20 protein-coding genes and 4 pseudogenes are annotated in these 22,500 nt (G+C 47.6%); 8 read left to right on the top strand and 16 right to left on the bottom strand.

Translation table 11 applies throughout. The features are described from left to right. The first annotated feature begins 51 nt into the window (after nt 1-51). The 5 genes and pseudogenes from MIC7113_RS14920 to MIC7113_RS35425 form a co-directional block, all read left to right on the top strand. The gene (locus MIC7113_RS14920) at nt 52-426 is read left to right on the top strand and encodes a response regulator (protein ID WP_041780857.1); all 375 of its coding nucleotides are present in this window, start codon (nt 52-54) and stop codon (nt 424-426) included. A 288-nt stretch (nt 427-714) separates the two neighbouring features. After that, entirely contained in the window at nt 715-1,119 is a 405-nt protein-coding gene (locus MIC7113_RS14915; RefSeq protein ID WP_015182995.1) for a response regulator, read from the top strand. A 298-nt stretch (nt 1,120-1,417) separates the two neighbouring features. After that, on the top strand, nt 1,418-1,771 hold the full coding sequence (locus MIC7113_RS14910; RefSeq protein WP_015182994.1) for a hypothetical protein: 354 nt from the start codon (nt 1,418-1,420) through the stop codon (nt 1,769-1,771). 261 nt (nt 1,772-2,032) lie between these two features. Continuing rightward, a complete protein-coding gene (locus MIC7113_RS14905; protein WP_015182993.1) occupies nt 2,033-2,239 on the top strand; it encodes a hypothetical protein in 207 nt (68 codons plus the stop codon). Nucleotides 2,240-2,472: 233 nt separating this feature from the next. After that, a pseudogene (locus MIC7113_RS35425) lies at nt 2,473-2,607 on the top strand (short-chain dehydrogenase); the annotation flags it as partial. Between the two features lie 21 nt (nt 2,608-2,628). Here the strand turns inward: MIC7113_RS35425 and ppsA are convergent. From ppsA to MIC7113_RS14865, 9 genes and pseudogenes are all read right to left on the bottom strand, one after another. After that, a complete protein-coding gene (ppsA, locus tag MIC7113_RS14900) occupies nt 2,629-5,238 on the bottom strand; it encodes a phosphoenolpyruvate synthase (protein WP_015182992.1) in 2,610 nt (869 codons plus the stop codon). 41 nt (nt 5,239-5,279) lie between these two features. After that, nucleotides 5,280-5,501, bottom strand: a pseudogene (locus MIC7113_RS14895) (dihydrofolate reductase family protein); the annotation flags it as partial. Between the two features lie 29 nt (nt 5,502-5,530). After that, the gene (locus MIC7113_RS14890; RefSeq protein ID WP_015182991.1) at nt 5,531-5,926 is read right to left on the bottom strand and encodes a VOC family protein; all 396 of its coding nucleotides are present in this window, start codon (nt 5,924-5,926) and stop codon (nt 5,531-5,533) included. Between the two features lie 151 nt (nt 5,927-6,077). Next, nucleotides 6,078-6,374: pseudogene (locus MIC7113_RS14885) on the bottom strand (glutathione S-transferase N-terminal domain-containing protein); the annotation flags it as partial. Nucleotides 6,375-6,463: 89 nt separating this feature from the next. After that, nucleotides 6,464-6,733 (bottom strand): annotated as a pseudogene (locus MIC7113_RS14880) (DUF1579 family protein); the annotation flags it as partial. Continuing rightward, complete coding sequence (locus MIC7113_RS39240) at nt 6,648-6,866, bottom strand: SRPBCC family protein (RefSeq protein ID WP_155898004.1); 219 nt, start codon at nt 6,864-6,866, stop codon at nt 6,648-6,650. The gene MIC7113_RS39240 and the pseudogene MIC7113_RS14880, both read right to left, overlap by 86 nt. Before the next feature lie 56 nt (nt 6,867-6,922). After that, nucleotides 6,923-7,333, bottom strand: coding sequence for a VOC family protein (locus MIC7113_RS14875; RefSeq protein ID WP_015182988.1), 411 nt, complete (start codon nt 7,331-7,333; stop codon nt 6,923-6,925). A 59-nt stretch (nt 7,334-7,392) separates the two neighbouring features. Next, entirely contained in the window at nt 7,393-7,824 is a 432-nt protein-coding gene (locus tag MIC7113_RS14870) for a YciI family protein (RefSeq protein ID WP_015182987.1), read from the bottom strand. 94 nt (nt 7,825-7,918) lie between these two features. Continuing rightward, nucleotides 7,919-8,275 carry a YciI family protein gene (locus tag MIC7113_RS14865; protein ID WP_015182986.1) on the bottom strand — a complete coding sequence of 119 codons (357 nt, stop codon included), beginning with the start codon at nt 8,273-8,275 and terminating at the stop codon, nt 7,919-7,921. 252 nt (nt 8,276-8,527) lie between these two features. On the opposite strand from MIC7113_RS14865, the gene MIC7113_RS14860 reads away from it, so the two are divergent. Continuing rightward, on the top strand, nt 8,528-9,790 hold the full coding sequence (locus MIC7113_RS14860) for an RNA polymerase sigma factor (protein ID WP_015182985.1): 1,263 nt from the start codon (nt 8,528-8,530) through the stop codon (nt 9,788-9,790). Nucleotides 9,791-9,828: 38 nt separating this feature from the next. Further along, complete coding sequence (locus tag MIC7113_RS14855) at nt 9,829-10,254, top strand: VOC family protein (RefSeq protein WP_015182984.1); 426 nt, start codon at nt 9,829-9,831, stop codon at nt 10,252-10,254. 432 nt (nt 10,255-10,686) lie between these two features. On the opposite strand, the gene MIC7113_RS14850 is transcribed toward MIC7113_RS14855, so the two are convergent. From MIC7113_RS14850 to nifJ, 5 genes are all read right to left on the bottom strand, one after another. Beyond that, nucleotides 10,687-11,769, bottom strand: a complete 1,083-nt coding sequence (locus MIC7113_RS14850) for an ATP-dependent 6-phosphofructokinase (RefSeq protein WP_015182983.1) — start codon at nt 11,767-11,769, stop codon at nt 10,687-10,689. Nucleotides 11,770-12,169: 400 nt separating this feature from the next. After that, nucleotides 12,170-13,234 (bottom strand): hydrogenase expression/formation protein HypE, encoded by a 1,065-nt coding sequence (hypE, locus tag MIC7113_RS14845; RefSeq protein ID WP_015182982.1) that lies wholly within the window; start codon nt 13,232-13,234, stop codon nt 12,170-12,172. 18 nt (nt 13,235-13,252) lie between these two features. Next, complete coding sequence (hypD, locus tag MIC7113_RS14840) at nt 13,253-14,389, bottom strand: hydrogenase formation protein HypD (RefSeq protein WP_015182981.1); 1,137 nt, start codon at nt 14,387-14,389, stop codon at nt 13,253-13,255. Nucleotides 14,390-14,394: 5 nt separating this feature from the next. Continuing rightward, nucleotides 14,395-15,441, bottom strand: coding sequence for a dihydroorotate dehydrogenase-like protein (locus MIC7113_RS14835; RefSeq protein WP_015182980.1), 1,047 nt, complete (start codon nt 15,439-15,441; stop codon nt 14,395-14,397). Nucleotides 15,442-15,672: 231 nt separating this feature from the next. After that, complete coding sequence (gene nifJ / locus MIC7113_RS14830; protein WP_015182979.1) at nt 15,673-19,347, bottom strand: pyruvate:ferredoxin (flavodoxin) oxidoreductase; 3,675 nt, start codon at nt 19,345-19,347, stop codon at nt 15,673-15,675. Between nifJ and MIC7113_RS14825 the strand changes: the two genes are divergently transcribed. Continuing rightward, nucleotides 19,341-19,562, top strand: a complete 222-nt coding sequence (locus MIC7113_RS14825) for a hypothetical protein (protein ID WP_041780069.1) — start codon at nt 19,341-19,343, stop codon at nt 19,560-19,562. The two genes, nifJ and MIC7113_RS14825, sit on opposite strands and share 7 nt — an antisense overlap. Nucleotides 19,563-19,624: 62 nt before the next feature. On the opposite strand, the gene MIC7113_RS14820 is transcribed toward MIC7113_RS14825, so the two are convergent. Then, nucleotides 19,625-19,915 (bottom strand): HypC/HybG/HupF family hydrogenase formation chaperone, encoded by a 291-nt coding sequence (locus tag MIC7113_RS14820; protein ID WP_015182978.1) that lies wholly within the window; start codon nt 19,913-19,915, stop codon nt 19,625-19,627. 11 nt (nt 19,916-19,926) lie between these two features. Beyond that, nucleotides 19,927-22,491, bottom strand: a complete 2,565-nt coding sequence (gene hypF, locus MIC7113_RS14815; RefSeq protein WP_015182977.1) for a carbamoyltransferase HypF — start codon at nt 22,489-22,491, stop codon at nt 19,927-19,929. Between the last annotated feature and the right edge of the window lie 9 nt (nt 22,492-22,500).

Here is a 22,500-nt window from a genome sequence, read left to right as displayed (position 1 = left end):
CGTGCAATGGTAGAATTTCAAGTTATACATCCTCAACTACAATTACTGCTAATGCCAGAAAAGCGCATTCTGGTGATTGATGATGAAATAAATCTCTGTACCGTGATTCAGGCTTGTCTGGAAAACTTAGGGGGTTGGGAGACGCTGACTGCTTTATCAGGTAAAGAAGGACTGGCTATCGCCCAAACTCAACAGCTTGATGCCATCTTACTAGACGTAATGATGCCTGACATGGACGGGCTTACGCTGTTTGAGAAGTTACAAAATGATTCAACGACTCAAGCGATTCCAGTCATTTTATTCACCGCTAAGGTGCAGTCCACTGATATAGCCCAATTTGCGAAACTCGGCGTCGCTGGAGTGATTGCGAAACCGTTTGACCCTTTGACATTGGCAGAGCAAGTGGCTTCCATGCTGGGGTGGTAGGTGGTAGGTAAGTGATATCCCCTTTCCTCAAAATTTCCTCAATTTGTTGATTTAACTTGAGGGTGAGGTAAAACCACTTCAGTCATTTTATATTTATAGTTTCATTTCTAACGATGACCTTCCAGAAGCTGCGGGTTGCGTCGGTAGGTAGAGTCAAGCTGTATGGTCAACATTTATGAGAGGGTTCCTGCTTCTAGAACACCCTATTGATGAGTGCCGCCAAGCTTGGAGGTGATTGTATTTTAGTCCGATATCTCTCCAGTGATACAGAAGGGTAAAGCAGAAGTAATGGAAACAGCTATAGCTACAAAACGAATTTTATTTATTGATGACGAACTCCACGTCCGACAGGTTGTGAAAGCTTGCCTGGAAGCACTAGGGGGTTGGAATGTGTTACTAGCGGCGTCGGGTCAAGAGGGTTTAGTTAAGGCAGCTTCTGAGAAGCCTGATGCCATTCTACTTGATGTGATGATGCCGGAAATGGATGGTCTGGCTCTATTGCAACAACTAAAAGCCAATCCTGTAACTGGGTCAATCCCAGTCGTGTTTTTAACGGCAAGGCTAAGTTTAACTGAACCCCAACGGTTTCATGAGTTAGGAGTTCAAGGTGCGATCGCTAAACCCTTCAATTCTCTCACCCTGGTTCCCCAAATCGCCAACGCTCTCGGCTGGAAGGTGGAAATTCAGTACTAATACCGTTTTAGATATTTCAAAAGAACAGACTCTTTGCTCTCCAGCAAAAGCTCATACCTATTGCCTTATCTAGGGTTGAGATTTTTGGTATTTCTTTACAAACAATTCTTAACAAAAAAATGGAAGAAAGTTTTTCTTCCTCAAGATTTCCTCAAAATTGTTTTCTAATCTTTCAAGTGTTGCAGTCAAAAAAGAAGTGAATCTGATTCACGTACAACCTGATATCGCCTAGCATTTTCTCAAATGGCTGTAGTTTCGTTAGATTGTTGCAGTTTCAAGAATTTGTAAGGAGTGAAAAATGAGCAAACAACTTGTCAACCTTACCTTACCTGTAGTCACTGAGGAAATTGAAAATATTTTGGAAACTTATCCAGCGCATCCCTATCAACAAGTCTTTTCTGCTGCTGGATTACGCCAAGATTTAATTGCTTATGTTCTGAGCCGTGTTCCCAATACATATACTGTAATAGAAGAAACGCAGTCTTCCTTAAATCCAACACTATTACCTCACTACTCAAGTGAACGACTACTCAATATAGAACATTGGATTCATCTAGGAATCCGTGATGTCCTGCACGTCTATAACAGGAGTAACTGTTATATGCCTCAAACAGTTAGTGTCAATCCTACTACCTCTTCTCTAGTTGGTTAAGGGATTAAATTCACCCCTAACTCTGAAGTAGAAAGCTTGCCATCCTAGCATAAACTTACGCCTCGCGTTGCTAACGGCTTCTACTTTACAGTAGTGCTTCTCCATTCAAACCCAAGTTTTTAATAGATTTATTGTCTAGGGACAAAGTTCAGAGAGATAACTCTGGTTACTGAGTGATGAAAGCTGATTTTTTTAGGAAATCTCATCAGAAGTAGTCTCTTGAAATACTTTTTCCTACTGCATTGATTAGGAAAAAAATCTATGACTTCAATCCGCGATTTAGTCCAGGAGGCTCTAGCCGCAGGTCACCTTAGTGTTACCGCAGAAGAGCAACTGCGCTGGCTGCTCAGAAGTAAGTATTCCACAGAGGATTTGAGGGCTTTCATGGACTTGCAACTAGCAGCTATGAATGGTCTAGTTAAGCAAGAATCTCGTGAATTACTTTTGTATCAACAAGAATCTAAATAAAGAATTTCACCCAGATCTGATTATTTGTGATATTAAGCTGTCGATTATTTACTTTTCCTGCTGGAATGCCTCACCATAAGGACTCTAGCGGACAAAAAATGCAAGTTAAATGCGCGACAGCTTAATACGTATCATTTTGATGGGTATAGCAAATCCAAATAAGTGATTTAAATGCTGAACAGCTTACGCAACTTCTCATACCTGGGTAGCTAACCGCTTCTGCATTGCCTTTGCGATCGCACTACAGTGGTCAGTTGGCGAAAGTGTATGGTTTTACCGACCTGGATGGTTCTCAACCCGATGCGTTTCGCTACATTTGGGAAGTCCAGGAAGCTGGGAAACCGGCTGATGTGACTGGATACCGATGACAGGAACCATCTGCTTCCCCATCATAGGATTTCTACATACCCTTCTGTTCCATGCACGCGAATTCGTTGCCCATCTTTTATCAGTTTGGTAGCATTATCCACTCCGACAACTGCTGGTAAGCCATATTCCCGTGCGATAACTGCTCCGTGGGTCATCAGTCCACCCACTTCGGTGACGAGACCTTTTATAGATACAAACAAGGGTGTCCAGCTAGGGTCAGTAAAGGAGGTGACTAATATATCTCCATCTTCCAGATCGGCATCTTCCATGTTTAAGACGATACGTGCTCGTCCCTCTATCACTCCGGAGGAAACAGGTAAACCGACAATCGCTTCGGCTGGGAGATTTTCTCGTTTGTACTCACCTGCAATGATTTCACCATCAGACGTGATCACACGTGGCGGAGTTAGTTTTTCATAAAATTTGTACTCGTCTTTTCGTTTGCTGATGATCGGGTAATCCAGTTTATTTGTGCGGACGACTTCGCGAAGTTCTTCAAAAGTGAGATAGTATATATCTTCTTTTTCATGAATAACGCCCGCTTGTACGAGTTGTTCGACTTCTTTAAGTAAAGCCTGCTTATAAACGAAGTAGCGACTCACGATGCCGTATTTGGGATATTCACGATAGCCGATGAAATTCCGGATCAAGCTTATCATTCGTTTTGTTTCATTGACCTTTTGTTCGCCATCCGGTAGTTGCTTCAATCGCTCTAATAGCTCTTGTTCTTTCTTTAAAGCTTCCTGTTGCCCTTGCTCAAATTTTCGATCGCACTCACCAGGCTCTAAGTTTCTGATGTTACTGAGAATCGTAGGAACAAGTGTGGTTGGTTTTTCGCTCCAACGAGTTCTCGTAATATCGATTTCTCCAACACATCGCATTCCGTATTTGTGAAGAAAAGTAGCGATCGCGTTCTGGGCTTCCTGTCCACCCTCAAGCTTCACCAATTCACCGAGAAAGTTATCCTCTTTTACCTGTTGCAAATACTCAATGACTTCCGGGTAAGGACGAATCACATCCGCAACATCCAATAGTTCCAGACCCATGGACGAAGTAATATTGTTGGGTACTGATTGAGAAAGCGTGTCCGCTGCGTTTTTTTCGCCTAACCACTCGTTCATTTTTTCATTAATCCAGGAGGAAGCATTCATACCCGTCATCAGCACACCAAAACTCTGTGAATCAGAGTGGGTCTTCTTTAATTGCTGGATATCTTCCAGGATAAAATCAAACAAATCCGATCCTGATTTCGTTTGGATGGTTTGTTTTAACGCTTCGATCGAAGTTTGGCTCTGTTGAATCAAATCAGCAACAATCGCCGGATCACAGTCGTTTAGGGTTTGAAAATCCGCAAGCGATCGCCCTTTCCTGCTTTTGCCGGGACTTGGATCATCAGGTAACGATTTTACAAAATCTCCCCGCTCTAAGATGGTTGTCAGTGCGTCTTTCATGAGCGGATCAGATTTCCCCAATGTGACGTTTAATATAGTTTCTCTGCCGACAGGTGAAGCCAGCGTCGCTGTAACATCAACAAACAACCTTCCACCAGCAGTGTGCATGGGTGCATGGGTCGTTAAAAGGAAAAAAGACAATCCCAATGGTTTCATGGCATCGGTCATCATTTGGTTGTGACCGACAGAAACAAAGACGTGATTTTCCTGATCATTTGTTTCAGGAATCGGGAATAAAGTCGTGATTGGACGACTCTGGACAATGTAAAACGTATCATCAACCAAGCACCATTCAATGTCTTGGGGACTGCCGAAATGTGCTTCGATCGTCCTACCGATGCGCTCAAGCTGCAAAATCTGCTCATCCGTCAGCGCTTGCCGATTCTGCCTCTCAGGCTCAATCTCCTGTTCTTTCGTACCGCCATCTTTCAGGGCATAAATTGCCAGTTTCTTGGTGGATATCTTTTTGTCGATCACCATGCCGTTCCGCACTTTATAGCTATCCGCATTCACCAGTCCGGAAACCAACGCCTCACCAAGTCCGAAGCTGGCCTCAATGGATAAAACCTTTCGATTAGACGTGACGGGATCGGCAGTAAACAAAATTCCTGCCGCCTGCGGGAAGACCATCTTCTGAACCACCACAGATAGGTAGACTTTACGATGGTCAAAGCCGTTTTGCAGGCGGTAAATGACTGCCCTCTCGGTAAATAGCGATGCCCAGCACTTGTGGATATGCTTTAGGATTGCTTCCTTGCCGATAATGTTCAAATAGGTATCCTGCTGGCCTGCAAAGGAGGCGGTTGGTAAATCCTCTGCGGTCGCGCTCGATCGGACTGCATAAGCATTCTGTTCTCCAAGTCTGGAGAGAAAGTGGGCGATCGCTTCACTAATTTCTTCAGGAATGGCTATCCCTTCGATGATCCTGCGAATCTTACTGCTAAGTTCATGGATTTTATCTCGATCATTCACCTTCAGAAACGATAACTGATCCAGTAATTCGTGAATCGACGGTGTTTTCTCAATGACTCTTTGAAAGGCTTCAGTAGAAATACAAAAGCCATCGGGTACACATATTCCTTCAATTTTGGATAATTCCCCCAGGTTCGCGCCTTTCCCTCCAACAACGGTGAGTTTTGTTTGATCAATATCTTGAAAACCAACCACCAATGAACTCATTTACTTACCTCATAGCGCAACTCGACCATGCCACTTCCAAGCTACTGGACAGACATTAAGCACAGATTTGGACTCAGCACCCTACGAAGAAATAGCTGCTTACCTTTGCCAAGAGTAACCGACCCAATTTGGATGATGAGTTCGTCTAAAAGACCAACATCGTAGAACTGACCTGCAAGATCTCCTCCCCCAACAATCCAGATATTCTTACCTCCTGCGGCAGTTCGCATTTCAGCATGGATGTCGCGCACATCGCCTTTGACAAGCAGAAAGCTCTTTACCCGATCGCCATTTATGATGACACCTGCTCACTAATCCATTGCACCAGTTGCAACACAACCCCGTTTGGATCGGTCACTTGGAAGAATCGCTCATTCCAGGGTTCTGTCTCAATCGGAGTTGTAATTGTGACTCCTTCAGATTGCAAGCGGATATACTCGCGATCGATGTCATCCACAACAAAAACAACGAGCAAGCCATCCGCTCGATGACCGCGTAGATGGGCTGGCTTAAAGCTTTTCAGCCCAGTTTGTAGAAAGATTAAATTAAATCCTGCATCGGGTCGAGAGAGTGATACAAAACCCTCGGCTGACATCTCTTCCTTGAAGCCAAAATGTTGCTTGACGAACTCAGCCGACGTGGTGACATCATCAACGTTGAGTGAAATCGCTGAAGCGGTAATTTCCATAGATAACTATTTCTCCATTTCTTCTCAATGTTTCAACTGATAGTGCAGCAACATGAATCCGAGTCCCAGAAGCCCCATGTAAACAGCAGTGGTACTAAGCAATAGCTTTTTCATGAGATAGTCGTCTCTCCGAAATAGTTGGCGACCCGGATTGGGTCATATCACTCCGACCGCACGGCTCGGTAGGCATCAGCTTGCTACTCCGTTCGCCGAGATGGAGCAGGATGGCACCACTCTCAAAGATAGAGATGTCTCCATCGGTCAACCACGGCACCTGTCCGAAGGGTTGGTGCGAGAAATGATCGCTCCCTCGATCGCGAAATGGCACACTGTTTACGCGATAGGGTAACCCAGCCTCTTCCAATGCCCAACGCACCCGTAAGTCGCGCACATAGCCTCGCGGAGCTTCGGGAACCCAATCGAAAGTGGTGAGAATCAGATCGGTCATTCAGTGAACCCTCACTCCTAAATACTTAAATAACTGTATGTTGTGTCGTCCAACAACAGATTGAGTCTCATCAGATAGTCCTCTCTCCGGAAACGCTGTTTCTGCGGGTCATAGCCAAGAGCCATTAGCGTTGTTGCAGGACCACAACCTGGCATCTCACCCTGTCCTTCTGCCAATATCCAGAGTCCACCTAGTGAGCGAACTGTTTCTGTTCCCGTTGATTTGACGGGAGGTTGCTCGGGCTCCATCAGCCCTTCGGTTTCATACGTCCACTCACCGACAAGTTTCTGGAGCCACTGATGTTCTTTTTGAGGTTGAACAGGCATGTGTGAGGTTTGTCCGGTTTGGTTCGTTTCCATTGTTTATCTCCTTGAAAGTGTTGGTGAAACCTGCTGGTTCCCACCACCGCGCCAAACGTTCTGAATCGCTGATGGCGGCAAAGACTTGTTCCATGGTCGCCGGGATTTCACGGGATGTTTTGAATGTAGTCATCGCATTCTCTGCTTAAGAGGTACAAGTCCAAAGGATGTTCGTTTAATCCAACAAGCTCAAACGACCTGCTCACAGTTGACCATCCACGGTGTACCAAACTGATCAATCAACATGCCAAAGCGGACTGACCAGAACGTTTGAGCGATCGGCATTTTCACTTTGCCATTTTCTGCCAGAGCATGAAAAATTCGTTCTGCCTCGTCTGGTTCGGGTGCGCTGATCTGCACGTAAAAGCCTTGAGGGGGTTCAAAATATTCTGGTGGACAGTCAGATCCCATGAGCAGGCGATCCTCTAATTCAAGGCAAGCGTGCATGATTTTGTCATGCAATTCAGGTGAAACATTTTCTGCCGAAGGTGCCTCTTTATGAGTCATCATCATGGTGATTTTGCCACCGAGGCATTGTTCGTAAAACTTGAATGCTGCTTCACAGTTACCGTTGAACATCAGGTAAGGATTGAGTTTCATTGATTTTTCCTTGAGTTATCGATTCTGCGTTGTGATGAGCCGATCGGTTGCAGATGAAGTTACTCTTGCTGTCGCGTTTCTACTTGGGCGCGAATGCGGTCTTCCTGCTCCCTTAATTCGGGTGTCAGGAGTTCACCAAAATCCTCTGCCTCGAATACAGGACGGATCTCAATCTCGGAGTCTCCTGGCATTGGGTTGGGGCAGCGTTTCACCCAGGCGATCGCCTCTTTCATGGAGTCCACCTGCCACAGCCAGTACCCTGCCACTAGCTCCTGCGCTGGAGTGAAGGGTCCTTTGGTGACGGTGCGTTCCGTGCCCGAAAACTTCACCCGCACCCCTTTTGAGCTAGGATGAAGCCCCTCACCAGCGAGCAAGATACCTGCCTTGGCTAATTCTTCGTTGAACTGCCCCATTTCAGTCAAAAGCTGTTCACTTGGTATGACCCCAGTTTCGGAGTTTTGGGTTGCTTTAACAAAGACCATGACTTTCATTGTGAAATCTCCTATTGAGTGGTTTTGAGTTGAATTGTTAGGGATTGGGTGTGCTGATCGCTAACTCGCAGCGACACGCTTGAGTTCATCAAGTTCAATATGCCGGTAGTCTTGCAATTTCAAGGACAGGGCGAATTTCGACAGTACCGGCTCGCGCTCCCGGAATTCGGGCGGCGATCGCAATGGCTTCATCCAAATCCTGAGCATTGATTAGGAAAAATCCGCCCAACTGTTCGCGGGTTTCGGCAAAGGGGCCATCTGTTACCAGGGATTTGCCCTCACGTACCCGGACACTGGTTGCCGTTGCCACAGGATGGAGAGGAGCAGATGCCACAAATTGTCCCTGGGTATGGAGATCCTGAGCGACTTGGGCAGATTCCACATAGCAATGCTCCCGCTCAGTTTCGCTCAGGGCGTTTTCGTCCATGTAAATCAGCAGCATGTATTTCATTGGATTACCTCCTTTGTGATTGAGTCGAATGGAAATTGCTCAAATCGACATCTCGTTGAAAAATTTTTGTTGAGTATGAGCGAGCTTTGCCTTCTTTGCAAGTGAGTCGAACGGCAACTGTCCAAATCGACACCTCTCCAAAATTCAGCTTATAGTACAATTGTTCTAAATTGTCGTTGTATTTCTTTTGCAAGTGAGTCGAACGGCAACTGCCCAAATCGACACTTTACCCAAAATTCTTTGTGTCTTTTTATGACAGGTATGGCTTCAACCGCAAAATCAGATGTTGCACAGACGATCGCCGCTGTCTATCGAACCGAATGGGGGCGCATCGTCGCCATCCTGATTCGCCTGGTAAGAGATTTTGATCTGGCTGAAGAAGCAGCACAGGAGGCGTTTGCAGCGGCAGTCAATCAGTGGGAAAGCAGCGGTATTCCCGATCTTCCCCGTGCCTGGATCATCCGAACTGCCCGATACAAAGCGATCGATCGCCTGCGACGACGGACACGACTAACCGAAAAGCTGGAATGGTACGCCGCATCGGGGTTAATTCCATCCACCGAAGAACCAACCTACGACAGTGATGAAATTGGAGACGATCACCTGCGATTAATCTTTACTTGTTGTCATCCAGCACTGGCGATCGAGACTCAGGTGGCATTGACGCTGCGAATGTTAGGTGGACTGGAAACCGACGAAATTGCCCGCGCCTTTCTCGTCCCAACCGCAACGATGGCACAACGGCTGGTACGTGCCAAGCGCAAGATTCGCGATGCAGGCATTCCTTACAAGGTGCCAGACCTAGGTGATTTGCCTTCAAGAATAGAGGCAGTGCTGACAGTAATCTATCTCATCTTCAATGAAGGCTATGCCGCAACGAAAGGAGATTCGATTGTGCGGGCAGACCTCTGCACTGAAGCGATTCGACTGGGGCAACTGGTGCGGCAATTGCTGGCACCCCAACCCCCCTCTGAAGTTACTGCACTGGTGGCATTGATGTTACTTCATGATTCGAGGCGAGATGCTCGTTTAGATGAAGCAGGCGATCTGATTTTGCTAGAAGACCAGGATCGGAGCCGTTGGAATCATCCACAAATTGCTGAAGCGTTGCCTCTGGTGGAAGAGGCGTTGCGGAGTGGAACAGGGGTTTATGCTCTGCAAGCAGCAATCGCCGCCCTCCATTGTCAGGCAGCCCGCGCCGAAGAAACAGACTGGGCACAAATTGTGCGGCTCTATAAGGTGTTGGAACGCTTACAGCCCTCGCCCGTTGTGACCTTGAATCGAGCAGTAGCGACCGCAATGGCAGAAGGTCCTCAAGCCGCATTTAGACTGATTGATCAACTTGCCCCAGAACTGGACAGCTATCATCTATTTCACGCCATCCGTGCGGATTTATTACGGCGTGTTGGAGTATTAGAGGAGGCAACTCAGAGCTACAGGCGAGCACTAGAATTGGTGACAAATGACAGTGAGCGCCGTTTCCTGGAGCGCCGATTGCGCGAAGTTCAGCCCTAACATCTTCACGTTCAACTTAACTCATGGAGAATTCAGACATGGATAACAATCCCAGCATTCTCTCGCACGTTTCGATTGGCACCAATGATTTTGAACGAGCGATCGCCTTCTATGATGCTGTGTTGCCAACGTTGGGCTGTAAGCGACTGATGGAGCATCCGGGAGCAATCGCCTACGGCAAACAGTATCCCGAATTTTGGGTGGGAACTCCATTCGACGGGCAACCTGCAACAGTTGGTAATGGTACTCACATTGGTTTTATTGCTCTTACCAAAGAAGCTGTCCACGCCTTCTATGAGGCAGCATTAGCGGCAGGAGGCAAAGACGAAGGTGCTCCCGGTGGCAGACCCGACTATAGTGAGCCATACTACGGCTGCTTTGTACGCGATCTGGATGGACACAAAATAGAAGCTGCCTTCTGGGATGAGCAGCTTGAGCAAGAACTCAACCAGAACAATGATTGACCAAAAAATGAGTCATTTTTAGATGCAGGATAACGCTATGGAATTTCAACGGGGTCACTCGATTGACCATGTTCATCTTCGGGTTACTGATGTAGCTGCCAGCAAAACACTATTTGGCGGCACATTACGAGCAGCAGTGGATTGAATTGAAGCGGTTAAATCTGCCAGGACTTACGCAACTGGCACATAGCTACAGAAAATGCCACTGCCAAACAGAACATTTGTACTATACTACAGGGAGAGGCTCTGTTTGGTAAAAATTCAGGACTCTCCGAGGAGACGAAGCGAGTTCTAAAGCAGCAAGGAGCAGTCTTTGATGAGTTGCTCTAGATTATTTTTTCTGAATCAAAGCCTTTAAAGCTCTATTACAAGTAATTTGGGCGATCGCATTTCACAGCAGATGAACCTTTTTTTCAGCTTGCAAGTTCTGAATCAAGCTAAAACATCCCCAACATAAATACCCAAGGCTTGTGCAGTTTTGACTAAATAACCATTAGGATCTACAGGTAAGGGACTATGAGCAAGAACCTCCGCCAGAGGAACAGCTACAACTCGTCCGTTTTGCCAAGCTACCATTTGTCTGAGTTGTCCTTGAGCAACTAAATCTACGGCTGCCTTGCCAAAAGTTGTCGCCACCAGACGGTCTAGTGCTGAAGGAATGCCGCCTCGCTGGATGTGCCCCAGAACAGAAACCCGCGTATCAATTGGCATCGTACTGTAGCGAGAAATTTGCTCCGCTATGTATTGACCGATGCCGCACTGAGGGGTAAGACTGGGTAGAGCTGGGTCACAACTCAATACTTCGTTCGTTGTTTTAGCGCCTTCTGCTACTACAACAATGGCAAACTTATGCGCCCAGCGATCGCGCAGTTCGGCAAGAGTCCGGCAAACCCCCTGAATTGAATAGGGAATTTCGGGAAGCAAAATCACATCCGCTCCACCTGCAATGCCTGCATGTAGTGCTAAGTGTCCTGTTGAGCGACCCATAACTTCTACAATCATTACCCGGTCGTGACTGGCAGCCGTAAAGGTCAAACGATTGAGGGCATCGGTGATGGTATTGACCGCCGTATCGAAGCCAATGGAGCGTTCCGTTAGTGCCACATCATTATCAATCGTCTTCGGGACAGCGACGAGTTGCCAATTTCCCCGACAAGCAAGGTCATTGAGAATGGATAAGCTACCATCTCCACCAACGGCGATTAGGGCATCGAGTGCTAATGCCTGATAACTGGCAATAATTTCATCGGCATGCTCTAGCGTGTTTCCTTTGTTGATGCTGCCTAAGATCGTTCCACCCATGCTAAGTAAGGGATCGATGCCACGCAGATCTAGACCGTGCCGACTAAGAGCGATCGCTTTTTGTTCCAGCAGACCCTGCGTAGCATAAGGAATACCAATCACTTCCCAATCATAGGTGAGAGTTGCATGGCTGACGACTGCCCGAATCACGGCATTGAGTCCCGGACAGTCTCCACCACTGGTGAGAATACCAATCCGTTTTTGCGTTTTCATAAGCTGGAGGTTGGGAATTAGGAGTTGAGAACTGAAGAAATAAGGATTGAGGATTGAAGATGGCAGATTGTTCTAGTACTTAGCAGTATCCCTGTTCAGGTGGCAGGTTTTAGGTGTTAGGTGGTAGGTTGACAGGCATGCCTTGTGAGTCACAATCTTCATGGGGCGACAATCGGCTCAAAAGATTGGCAGAGATTGCTTTTCATCCAGTTGGGTCTTCAAAAAATAACAGCTTATTGACAGGTTTATTGAGAATGAACTTTTGAGCTACCCACTTCTCGATAATGATAATCATTTGAGGACTTTCTGTTTTCTGCTGCCTAGAGTGACAGAAGAGCGTTAGATTGCTCACATTTTTGGTACTAATACCAGTGAACGTCCCCTCTCAACTTCACTGGAATCAGCAAATTCTAGGAAGCTGTTCACCGCTCAACATTTCCAGGAGGTGATCGACTCCAATTTTGCTGTTCACAATGACAGATTTAGCAGGTTGCTCTCTTACCTGACCGATCGCACAAGCCGTTTTTACGTCTCCCATCTTTTCCTGATAAGCTTTTATAACTCCCAATGCCCGTTCTGCATCGGAAGATGGGACAAATGCGATGAATCGTCCTTCATTTGCAATATATAGCGGGTCGAGTCCCAAGAGTTCACAGGCTCCCCGAACATCCTCACGCACGGGAATTTTTTGTTCGTCAATGTTAATTGCTACATTCGCGGCTGAGGCAATTTCATTCAGCGCGCTGGCTAGCCCACCTCGTGTTAAATCCCGCAAGCAGTGAACTTCGATGTTCGCACTTAGAAGTTCACCTACCAAATCAGCTAGAGGAGCTGAATCACTTTCAATAGTTGTTTCAAACTCCAATCCTTCACGCACTGCCATAATGGCAATTCCATGTCTGCCAATATCTCCACTCAAGAGAATGATATCCCCAGGTTGAACTGAGGTGGGATTAATTCTCTGGTTGTGTTCAAGAATGCCAACACCTGCGGTGTTGATAAAAATACCGTCTCCTTTTCCGCGATCGACCACTTTAGTGTCACCTGTCACAATCTTGACGTTGGCGCGATCGGCAGCTTGTTTGATGGATTGGACAACGCGCCATAGCGTTTCCATTGGCAGTCCTTCTTCTAGAATGAAACCCACGCTGAGATAGAGTGGGCGTGCGCCTGCCATTGCCAGATCGTTGACTGTGCCATGAACGGCTAGCGAACCAATATCACCACCAGGAAAGAATAGAGGACGCACCACATAGGAATCAGTGGTGAAGGCGATTCGATGACTAGAGATTGACAAAACAGCCGCATCATGTTGAACATCATTCGGTGAGCCGAAAATCGGCAGAAACATCTGCTCAATTAACTGATGCATCAATCGTCCACCGCCCCCGTGAGCGAGGAGTACGGTTGGGTACTGCTGAATAGGAATCGGACAGGATAGGGTAAAGTTTTTAAGACCAGTCATGGTGAACGTATGCCGAAGCTAGCTAACGGTTATTGGCGATCGCTGTCGGTAGCGGTAGTAGGCAGCGCAGGCTCCTTCTGAAGAAACCATCGGTGCCCCTAAGGGATGTTCTGGAGTACAGCGACTGCCAAATGCTGGACAATCATGCGGTTTGCGGATGCCTTGCAGGATGAGTCCGCTGATGCATTCCGAGGACATGGGGGGATGGGGAGATGGCGAGATGGGGAGGAGTCCTTTGTTGTGAACATCGAAGGGGGCATACTGTTCGCGCAGTCCTAACCCGCTTTGAGAAATCTCACCCAAGCCGCGCCAGCAGCGGGGGACTACTTCAAACACGTCCTGGATGAGATGCTGTGCTGCTTCATTGCCCTGTCTGCGAACCGATCGCGCATACTGATTTTCGACTTCTGCTCTGCCCTCTTCCAGTTGTTTAAGACAAAAGTATATTCCTTGCAAAATGTCAATAGGTTCAAATCCTGTGACTACAATTGGAACCCGATACTTGGGCGCGATCGCTTCATACTCTCGATACCCCATTACCGTGCAGACGTGTCCTGCCGCCAGAAAGCCCTGTACCTGGCACGTTGGAGAGGATAAAATCGCTTCCATTGCTGGAGGAACCAGCACATGAGACACCAGCAGTGAAAAGTTGGTTACACCCTGTTGGTACGCCTGATAGACTGCCATTGCGGTTGCTGGGGCAGTTGTTTCAAACCCAACTGCAAAAAACACAACTTGCTTGTCAGGATTGTTTTGGGCGATTTTCAGCGCATCCAATGGAGAATAAACCATGCGGACATCCCCACCCGATGCTTTAACGGTGAGTAAATCGGAGGGAGTAGAGGCGGCATCACTAATCGCCGAGCCAGGTACGCGCAGCATGTCCCCAAACGAGCAGAAGATAACGTTCGGTAGGGCAGCTAGTGCGATCGCTTCATCAATAATCTCAGCCGATGTGACGCATACGGGACACCCCGGCCCATGAATTAAGGTAATTGTTTTGGGTAAAAGAGTATCAATGCCAAATTTAACAATTGAGTGAGTTTGTCCCCCACAGATTTCCATGATGCTCCAGGGACGGGTGGCGATGGAGGCGATCGCTTCAGCATACTGCTGAGCTAGTTGGGCGTCCCGATATTCGTCAACAAATTTCATCCGTTCTAATCCTCCTGCTGATAAACAACATAAGCCGTCTCAGCCAGTACAGGAGGTTTAGGTGTGTAGGTTTGAATCGCTTTCATGTATTGCACCCGTTCAAACTCACTAGGATTCGGGCAGGAACGCTGGCTCATGATGCCTTGTAGTTCACTGACACAGCTGTAATCGTGTTCTTGCATCCAGTGCCGTAGTTCCTGTTCAATCTCCTGGAGATGGTTAATTCCATGCCGCAGCAGAGAACTCACAATCATTGTTACTTTTGCTCCTGCCATGAGCATTCGCACCACATCAACCCCTTTCTGAATGCCGCCAGTTGCCGCTAAATCAGCACCAATGCGCCTATACAGGATGGCAATCCACCGCATCGGCAAACGCATCGCTTGAGGGGTACTCAGAAGAACGTTGGGTCGCACTTCCAATTCTTCCACATCAATGTCCGGCTGGTAGAAGCGATTAAATAACACCAGCGCATCTGCTCCTTCCCTCGTCAACTGATGCGCCATATTCGCTAAATTGGTGAAATAAGGGCTGAGTTTCACAGCAACCGGAATTGTCACACTTGCTTTCACTGCCTTGAGAATATCCAAATATTGCTGCTCGATCGCTGCACCGGTTAGATGAATTTCGGTAGGAATATAGTAGATGTTGATTTCCAGTGCATCCGCTCCAGCTTGCTCAATTTGACGGGCGTAGTTTGTCCAACCTCCTAAAGTCGAGCCGTTGAGACTGGCAATAATAGGAATATTCACTCTCTCTTTGGCTTTGCGAATATGCTCTAGATAAAGCGAAGGCCCTACATGAAAAATTTCGGGTTCAGGAAAGAAGGTCAGTGATTCAGCATAGCTTTCGGTACCCTGTTCTAGATGGTGGTGGATTGTCAACATTTCCTGCTCAATTTGCTCCTCGAAGAGTGAGTGCAGGACGACGGCAGCAGCTCCAGCATCTTCCATTCGCTTGATATTATCGATATCTTCGGTGAGAGGAGCGGCTGCACCAACCACGAGGGGCGATCGCAATTCCAATCCCATATAAGTTGTGGTTAAATTCATGCCCATTGTCTCCTTCAGATAGAGTTGTGAACTAGGGTGTGTTTTCAATCCCTTAGATCCCCCCCAGCCCCCCTTAAAAAGGGGGGAGAACTACAGGAAACTGCGCTGTTAACATCACGAGGGGAACCGGAGTTAAAGTCCCCCTTTTTAAGGGGGATTTAGGGGGATCGAACAGCCTTTCGCATCCTGTGTAGAGATGTGTGTACACAGTAGCCCGAGCAAGAAAAGTATCTATTGTGCAGTGGAAGGTTCGGATTGCTTGCTCGAAGTGGCACCAGCATCGGTGTGCCCGTCATGATGCCCGTTGGGTTTGCCCAGGTGCTGTGCAGCCAAGTACTGATACATTTGCCAACGAGTATTGACATCAGCTTGGGCGAGTTCTACTAATCGCTTCGCATCTTCTGGTTTAGTGCGGGTTAGCATCTTGAAGCGGTTTTCGCTGTACATCGCCTGCTCAACCGATATCTTGGGCGATCGCGAATCCAAAATCAGTGGATTTTCACCCCGTTCAGTCCGACGCGGATCGTAACGGTAGAGCAACCACCGCCCCGATTCAACTACCGCCTTCTGCTGCTGCATTCCCGTTGTCATATCAATGCCGTGAGCTACACAGTGCGAGTAGGCAATGATTAACGAAGGGCCATTGTAAGATTCCGCTTCCAGGAATGCTTTGAGCGTGTGTTCATCCCGCGCTCCCATTGCGACACTGGCAACATAGACATTGCCATACGTCATTGCCATGAGTCCCAAATCTTTCTTGGGTGCAGGCTTACCTCCGGCGGCGAACTTCGCAACCGCACCTCTGGGTGTGGCTTTGGACATCTGCCCACCGGTATTGGAATACACTTCTGTATCCAGCACCAGAATGTTGACATTGCGACCACTGGCAATGACGTGATCGAGTCCACCATAGCCGATGTCATAAGCCCAACCGTCACCACCAATCAACCAGACGCTCTTCTTGACTAGGTAATCGGCGAGGGATTTTAGAGTTTGGATTTTAGATTTTAGATTTTGGTCTCCCTCTAACTGATTGCACCACTCTTCTAGGTGTTGCTTGAGGATAGCTACCCGTTCGCGTTGCTCGACGATATCGGCTTCGTCCTTTTGTTCTGCATTGAGAATGGCCGATGCTAAGTCAACCGGAATTGGGGAACTGCCATTCATACTGCTTGATAGCTCTTGCAGGAGTTCTCTGGCATACTCCATTTGCTTGTCGATCGCTACCCGGAAGCCTAAGCCAAATTCGGCATTATCTTCAAATAGGGAGTTTGACCATGCCGGCCCGCGCCCTTCTGCATTGTGCGTCCAGGGCGTTGTCGGCAAGTTACCACCATAGATAGATGAACATCCGGTCGCATTTGCCACTAACATACGATCGCCAAACAGTTGCGATACCAGTTTGACGTAGGGCGTTTCACCACAACCCGCACAGGCACCGGAGAACTCAAACAACGGTTCCTGCATCTGTTGCTGAGCAATCTTGTGCAATTTCAGTTTGCTGCGATCAGGATTCGGTAAGTTGAGGAAGAAGTCCCAGTTTTCCCGTTCCTGTTCTCGCAAGGGTAACTGGGGAGCCATGTTAATCGCTTTCTTCCTGGGTTCGGCTCTATTTTTTGCCGGACAAATATCCACACAAAGCCCGCAACCCGTACAGTCTTCAGCCGCCACTTGAATCGTAAATTTCAGATTCGTCCAGTCATGGTCTTTGGCATTGGCACTCTTAAACGTTTCCGGTGCATTTTCGAGTGCTTCTGGTTCATACACTTTGGAGCGTATCACGGCATGAGGACACATCATCACGCATTTGCCGCACTGCACGCACACATCAGCATCCCACACTGGAATTTCCTGGGCAATGTTGCGCTTCTCCCATTTCGAGGTACCACTGGGATAAGTGCCATCAATCGGCAACGCACTCACGGGAAGATCATCTCCCTGCCGTGCCATCATCTTGCCGAGTACGTCTCGAACAAAGGCTGGGGCCGTATCGGGAACGGGGGAGGGCGCTTCTCCTACCTGACTGGGAATGGCAGCTTGTTGATAATTCTGATACTCCACTTCGTATAGATTATCCAGGGTGCGATCGACCGCTTTCAAGTTCATTTCCACAATCGTCTCACCCTTCTTGCCGTAAGTCTTGCGGATGGATTGCTTGATACGTGCGATCGCTTCTTCACGAGGCAACACGCCTGCAATGGCAAAGAAACACACCTGCATCACGGTGTTGATGTGCCGGCCCATCCCTACCTCGCGTGCCACCTGAGACGCATTAATAACGTAGAATTTCAACTGCTTCTCAAGAATTTGCGCCCTCAGACGCTCTGGTAACCGCCTCCAGGTTTCTTCTGAATTGTAGGGACTGTTGAGCAAAAAGACAGCTTCGGGTTTTGCAGTTCCCAGCAGATCGAATTTCTCGACGAATTCCCATTGGTGACAAGCCACAAAATTCGCACTATCCACTAGGTAGATCGAACGAATCAGTTGTGGACCAAAACGCAAATGGGAAACTGTAACAGAACCGGATTTCTTGGAATCATAGACGAAGTAACCTTGAGCATAGTTGTCTGTTTCTTCGCCAATGATTTTGATTGAGTTCTTATTTGCACCAACTGTCCCATCGGAACCCAAACCATAGAAAATGGCTCGTACTACGTTATCAGGTTCAATGGAGAAGCTGGGATCGTAGTTTAATGACGTATGAGTAACATCGTCGTAAATGCCAACCGTGAAATGATTGAGTGGCTGGTCAACTGTCAAATTATCAAAGACAGCCTTCACCATTGCTGGGGTAAATTCTTTAGACGATAAACCGTAGCGACCTCCAACTACCTGAATCGTCTGACGGTTGCTTTCAACTAGCGCACTCAGGACATCGAGATACAAGGGTTCACCCGTACTGCCTGGTTCTTTGGCGCGATCAAGTACAGCGATCGCTTTCACACTTTCAGGCAGTGCAGCAACCAATCGAGTACCATCAAATGGTCTGTATAACCGAACTTTCAGTACTCCTACTTTTGCACCGCGAGCATTCAGGTAATCTACCGTTTCATGCACGGTTTCACAACCCGAACCCATCAATATAATGACTTGTTCCGCTGCTGGATCGCCGTGGTATTCGTAGAGTTGATACTGTCGTCCTGTGAGTTGTGCGAATTCATCCATCGCCTGCTGTACGATACCAGGACAGGCGTTATAGAATCGGTTAACCGTTTCTCGCGCTTGGAAATAAACATCCGGATTTTGAGCTGTACCGCGAATCACTGGGCGATCGGGTGTCAAGGCGCGATCGCGATGCGCCAAAATCAGTTCATTCGGAATGAAAGCGCGTAAATCGTCATCCGATAGCAGTTCCACTTTTTGAATTTCGTGGGACGTGCGGAAACCATCGAAGAAGTGGAGGAAGGGAATGCGAGATTCCAGTGTGGCACGAGTGGCGATCGCTGCCAAATCTTGCGCCTCTTGCACCGAGGCTGAACAAAGCAACCCGCAACCCGTTCCTCGGACTGCCATTACATCACTGTGATCGCCAAAAATTGAAAGTCCCTGTGCTGCTAGCGATCGCGCGGCAATGTGAATTACCGCAGGCGTTAGTTCACCCGCAATCTTGTATAAATTGGGAATCATTAATAGCAAGCCTTGGGAAGCCGTAAACGTTGTAGTTAACGTTCCAGCCTGCAATGCTCCATGAACCGTTCCGGCTGCGCCTGCCTCACTTTGCATTTCCACAACAGAGGGAACAGTTCCCCACAGGTTGGGCTGTGCGGCAGATGCCCATGCATCGGCCCATTCACCCATCGGTGAAGCTGGTGTAATGGGATAAATCGCGATAACTTCACTGAGTCGGTAGGCAACGCGAGCAACAGCTTCGTTACCGTCTATGGTGGCAAAATTTTTTAATGGCATTGCCTCATCCTCTTTTCGTGATTACAAAAGTTCAGTTTGTTCATGCTTGGCAAGCCCGTTTCATCTCCATGCTAGAGATAAATATTGAGGCTATTGTGAGGATTAAAATAAATATTCACAAAGATGAATGGATTGAAATTGAAATAGAAAATCCTAGATTTTGCGTAGGTTGGGTTGAGCAACGCAAAACCCAACGAAATCCAATTTACTGTTAGGTTTCACTGCGTACCACTACTTGGCGTGCAAGCTACAACCCAACCTACAATAAATTTGTCAATCAACTAGAGGAGACTTCTCCAAGTACTGCATTAATTGGCGATGGTTTAACTTCAAGCTGCTCCAAATAATTTAAGGTTTCTTCTGCTTCTTCGGGGTCAACAATACTGAGCGCAAAACCCACATGCACGATGACGTAATCCCCAATTTTTACGTCTGGTACATAGGCGAGGCTAACTTCTTTGATAATGCCGCCAAAACTAACTTTACCTGTGCGCCAGAGCGAGGAGTTTCCATTGCGCTCGGAATTTTCCTCAATACCGATCACTTTACCGGGTACAGCAAGACACATTTTCATTCACCTCATGATTGATTTTGCAATACTCGTAACGCCGCCATAATTTGTCCAGCCGCAATGCCTCCGTCATTGGTGGGAATTCGGTGATGCCAATAAATTGAGAAACCTTCTCTATTGAGTCGAGCGATCGCACATTCTAGTAGATAACAATTTTGAAAACAACCGCCCGTTAACACAATTTGTTCAACACCGACTCGCTTAGCGATCGCCACCATTCCCTCAATTAAAGTATTGTGAAACTTGGCCGCCACGATCTCTTGAGAAATCTGCTCGTGAATGTCATCGAGAATGGCATTGAGCATCGGTGAATAATCGAGAATCATAGGAGAGTCCACAGGACACAGCAGCTCATACGGATAGGTTTCATTCGTCTTGAAGCCATTAGGCGCAAACTCCAGTTGCATTGCGGCTTGTCCTTCAAAACTCGCTTGCTGACATAGCCCCAACAAGGCAGCGATCGCATCAAACAAGCGTCCGGCACTGGATGTTTTTGGAGTATTCAGCCCTCGTTGTAACATGGTCTGCAAGACTTTAAGTTCTTGCGGCGAAAAGGCTTGGAGAGGGGCTAACTCCACCATTTCAAACGCCCGATTTCCAAAGCATTCGTAGAGCAATCCCAAAGCGCATCGTCGAGGTTCTTTGACTGCCTGTTCCCCTCCAGGTAATGGGAACGATCGCAGATGAGCCGTTCGTTCAAATCCGTTAGCTGGAATGTTGAGAAACTCACCTCCCCAAATCGTGCCGTCTAAGCCATAACCCGTTCCATCCCAAGCAATTCCCAACACGGGGGGTTCCAGTTGATTGTCCACCATGCAAGAAAGGACATGAGCATAGTGATGCTGCACTGGAATTACAGGTGTAGAAGTACGAAAGGCAGATGGCAGAGGGCAGAGGGCAGAAGGAAAGCGTTTCTGTTCAGTTGCCTGCTTGCTCTGTGCATTCAGTTCAATCAAAGCATTGGCAAATTGAGTCGAGTAGTAGTCTGGATGAGCATCAGTTGCGATCGCAACGGGCTGAACCTCATAGATATTAAGTAGATGGTGAATTGCTTCTTGAAAGCGATCGATTGTTGATAAATTATCAAGATCGCCGAGATGCTGGCTCATCAAAATTTGATGATTGAGATACAGGGCAACGGTATTTTTTAAATGAGCGCCAACAGCGAGGATGATGGATGAATCATGAGAGGTTAATTTCGATGGCGGTGTAATTGGAAAGGGAGCATAGCCTCTGGCACGACGCAGAACGATTAAGCCTCCTGCGCGAATCGAGCTAACCCCCCTTAATCCCCCCTTAGTAAGGGGGGAAACTTCTTGCTCCCTCCCCTTAGTAAGGGGAGGGCTGGGGTGGGGTTTAAAGTGTTCATGCAGAACAATGGGTTGCTCGCCAACCACCCGCACGATGGAATCATCAACAGGACGAGCAATCGGGCGATCGTGAACTAAGAACAAATCGGCAATATTCTGTAATCGGTTCAGTGCATCCAATTCATCCGTACAAATCGGTTCGCTAGAAAGATTTCCACTCGTCGCGACAATCGGAAAACCGAGTTCCGACAGCAAGAGATGATGCAACGGCGTGTACGGTAGCATCACCCCTAAATCGGGATTGCCGGGAGCAACAGAGGGAGCAATTTTGGATTTTAGATTTTGGATTTTAGATTGAAGAAGAACAATCGGTGCTTCTGAAGAACACAGTAATTTTTCTTCCTCTTCCGAAACCTGACAGTGTTCGCGGATTAGCTCTAATGAAGGATACATTAACGCGAGTGGCTTATCAGGTCGCCGTTTGCGATCGCGCAGCGTTCTCACGGCAGTCTCATTGCCAGCATCCACAACCAGATGGAATCCGCCTAATCCCTTAATTGCCAGAATTTTACCCTGACGAATTGCATTGGCCGTTTGCAGTAATGCCTGATCATGGCTTGCTAATGTCTTACCTTGACGATCCCAAAGTTCTAAATGGGGGCCACAAGTTGGGCAAGCATTGGGTTGAGCATGAAAGCGTCGATCTAACGGGTTCTGGTACTCTGCACGACACTCCGGACACATCTGAAATTGCTGCATCGTGGTGTTGGGGCGATCGTAAGGGAGCGATCGCAAGATGCTGAAGCGAGGGCCGCAGTGCGTACAATTGGTGAAAGGATAGCGATAGCGACGGTTGGCAGGATCGTAAATTTCGTGCAGACAGGCTGGACAGGTTGCCAGATCGGGCAGAATCAGTGCAGATTTAGGAGTTGAGATTGAGGAATCAGCCGCATCTGATGGACGAATGTCAAAATCGGTGTATCCCGCAAGACTCATCCACTCAGTTTCTATGTGCTGTAAAAATGCATGAGGCGGTTTGTCTTGCTCCAGTCGTTTCTGGAAAACCTGAAGCTGTTCGATAGTCCCCTCAATATCGATCGAGACTCCGCGATCGGTATTTTTCACCCAACCCACAACCCCCACGTCTTTTGCCAAGCCGTAAACGAATGGGCGAAAGCCGACTCCCTGCACGATGCCTTCTACAGCCAAGCACAGCCGACGTTTGGTTGAGTTTTGTATAAATCCTGATGCTGTCGTCACCATAGCCCCTTC

The sequence above is a fragment of the Allocoleopsis franciscana PCC 7113 genome (genome assembly GCF_000317515.1).
GTDB lineage: Bacteria > Cyanobacteriota > Cyanobacteriia > Cyanobacteriales > Coleofasciculaceae > Allocoleopsis > Allocoleopsis franciscana.
The sequence above is the reverse complement of the archived record's forward strand: the minus strand, read 5'-3'. Positions and strand labels throughout refer to the sequence as shown.

Coding starts and splice junctions, on each gene's coding strand:
- MIC7113_RS14920 (WP_041780857.1), top strand. CDS start 52: ATGCCAGAAAAGCGCATTCTGGTGATTGATGATGAAATAAATCTCTGT.
- MIC7113_RS14915 (WP_015182995.1), top strand. CDS start 715: ATGGAAACAGCTATAGCTACAAAACGAATTTTATTTATTGATGACGAA.
- MIC7113_RS14910 (WP_015182994.1), top strand. CDS start 1,418: ATGAGCAAACAACTTGTCAACCTTACCTTACCTGTAGTCACTGAGGAA.
- MIC7113_RS14905 (WP_015182993.1), top strand. CDS start 2,033: ATGACTTCAATCCGCGATTTAGTCCAGGAGGCTCTAGCCGCAGGTCAC.
- ppsA (WP_015182992.1), bottom strand. CDS start 5,238: ATGAGTTCATTGGTGGTTGGTTTTCAAGATATTGATCAAACAAAACTC.
- MIC7113_RS14890 (WP_015182991.1), bottom strand. CDS start 5,926: ATGGAAATTACCGCTTCAGCGATTTCACTCAACGTTGATGATGTCACC.
- MIC7113_RS39240 (WP_155898004.1), bottom strand. CDS start 6,866: ATGACTACATTCAAAACATCCCGTGAAATCCCGGCGACCATGGAACAA.
- MIC7113_RS14875 (WP_015182988.1), bottom strand. CDS start 7,333: ATGAAACTCAATCCTTACCTGATGTTCAACGGTAACTGTGAAGCAGCA.
- MIC7113_RS14870 (WP_015182987.1), bottom strand. CDS start 7,824: ATGAAAGTCATGGTCTTTGTTAAAGCAACCCAAAACTCCGAAACTGGG.
- MIC7113_RS14865 (WP_015182986.1), bottom strand. CDS start 8,275: ATGAAATACATGCTGCTGATTTACATGGACGAAAACGCCCTGAGCGAA.
- MIC7113_RS14860 (WP_015182985.1), top strand. CDS start 8,528: ATGACAGGTATGGCTTCAACCGCAAAATCAGATGTTGCACAGACGATC.
- MIC7113_RS14855 (WP_015182984.1), top strand. CDS start 9,829: ATGGATAACAATCCCAGCATTCTCTCGCACGTTTCGATTGGCACCAAT.
- MIC7113_RS14850 (WP_015182983.1), bottom strand. CDS start 11,769: ATGAAAACGCAAAAACGGATTGGTATTCTCACCAGTGGTGGAGACTGT.
- hypE (WP_015182982.1), bottom strand. CDS start 13,234: ATGACTGGTCTTAAAAACTTTACCCTATCCTGTCCGATTCCTATTCAG.
- hypD (WP_015182981.1), bottom strand. CDS start 14,389: ATGAAATTTGTTGACGAATATCGGGACGCCCAACTAGCTCAGCAGTAT.
- MIC7113_RS14835 (WP_015182980.1), bottom strand. CDS start 15,441: ATGAATTTAACCACAACTTATATGGGATTGGAATTGCGATCGCCCCTC.
- MIC7113_RS14825 (WP_041780069.1), top strand. CDS start 19,341: ATGGCATTGCCTCATCCTCTTTTCGTGATTACAAAAGTTCAGTTTGTT.
- nifJ (WP_015182979.1), bottom strand. CDS start 19,347: ATGCCATTAAAAAATTTTGCCACCATAGACGGTAACGAAGCTGTTGCT.
- MIC7113_RS14820 (WP_015182978.1), bottom strand. CDS start 19,915: ATGTGTCTTGCTGTACCCGGTAAAGTGATCGGTATTGAGGAAAATTCC.
- hypF (WP_015182977.1), bottom strand. CDS start 22,491: ATGGTGACGACAGCATCAGGATTTATACAAAACTCAACCAAACGTCGG.